This window comes from Nonomuraea insulae, assembly GCF_042656245.1.
This window is the reverse complement of record NZ_JBHSPA010000148.1, coordinates 1-1,391: the sequence shown is the minus strand read 5'-3', so window position 1 is coordinate 1,391 and position 1,391 is coordinate 1. Positions and strand designations below refer to the sequence as shown.

General features: G+C 68.6%; 2 protein-coding genes. Both read left to right on the top strand.

The window, feature by feature from the left end:
• On the top strand, positions 1 to 295 hold a 295-nt coding region (locus ACFPZ3_RS70150; RefSeq protein ID WP_379525368.1), incomplete at its 5' end, for a recombinase family protein.
• Positions 288 to 1,391, top strand: a 1,104-nt coding sequence (locus ACFPZ3_RS70145; RefSeq protein ID WP_379525367.1) for an IS200/IS605 family accessory protein TnpB-related protein, incomplete at its 3' end; no start/stop codon positions are given. The genes ACFPZ3_RS70150 and ACFPZ3_RS70145, both read left to right, overlap by 8 nt.

Below are 1,391 nucleotides of genomic sequence, written 5' to 3'. Positions count from 1 at the left end.
CGCCTCGGGAATGAACGGCTGCCGTACGAAAGCCCGTCGGCTGCTGGCCGACCCGAAGGTGACCACCGTGGTGGTGGAGCACAAGGACCGGCTCGGCCGTATGAACGTCGAGCTCGTCGAAGCTGCCCTGACTGCCGCTGGTCGTCGGCTCGTTGTCCTCGATGATGGCGAGGTCGATGACGACCTGGTGCGTGACATGGTGGAGGTCCTGACCTCGTTCTGCGCCCGATTGTACGGCCGCCGCTCGGCGAGGAACCGAGCCGAGAAAGCCCTTGAGGCGGCTGCCAGTGAGTGATCCCAAGAAGAAGCAGCTCCGCACCATCGACAACCCGTTCGTTGCTCTCGGCCCGTCCGGCGTGGCGATACGCGACCGCCTCAAGCACCTCACGCCCGAGGACGACAAGGTGTTGCGCCTGGTCGGCGAACACCTAGGTCGCCTCGCATCGCTGGACCTCAAGGCCCGGTGCGCCGACGGCCTGGAGCACAACTCGGATACGTGGGCGGCCCGGAAGCAGGGCCTGACCGCCGCCTCGTCCTCCCGCTGGGCCGGGTCGATCACCAAAGCCACCCACGACCAGTGGGCACTGTCGCGCCGCTGCCAGCTCGCCCACATCCAGAACCTCGAAGCGGGTGTGCGCACGCTGATGCACCGCCTGTCGTTGCCGATCGGAGACAAGGGCACCAAGCGGGCCCCGGGTGGATACCGCTCCAAGGGCGAGTGGTTCCACAAGTCCCGCCGCCTGGCCATCCTCACTCGCCACCTCGATACGGCCCGCGCCGAGCGTGAGGCCGGTGTCGTGCATGTTGTGCGCGGCGGCCGGCGCCTGCTGGGCAACCGTCACAACCTCGCCGCCGCGCAGCTCACCGAGGCCGAATGGCGGCAGCGTTGGGAAGCCGAGCGCTGGTTCCTCGCCGCCGACGGCGAGTCGGGCAAGCGGTTCGGCAACGAGACGATCCGCATCACGCCCGAGGGCGAGGTGAGCATCAAGCTCCCGTCCCCGCTGGCGCACCTGGCCAATGCCAGGCACGGCCGGTACGTGCTGGCCGCGAAGGTGCAGTTCCAGCACCGGGGCGCCGAGTGGCGAGACCGCATCGAGCACAACCGTGCCGTGGCCTACCGCATCCACCTCGACGTGCAGCGGAACCGCTGGTACCTGACGGCCTCGTGGACCAGGCCGACGGTGAAGACGATCCCGCAGGCCACCGCCCGCGCTGGAGGCATGGCCGGTGTCGACACCAACGCGGACCACTTCGCCGCCTACCAGCTCGACGTCCACGGCAACCCGATCGGCGACCCGAAACGGTTCCACTACGACCTCAGCGGGACGGCTAACCACCGCGATGCCCAGGTCCGGCATGCCATCAGCCAGTTGCTGCACTGGACGAACCGA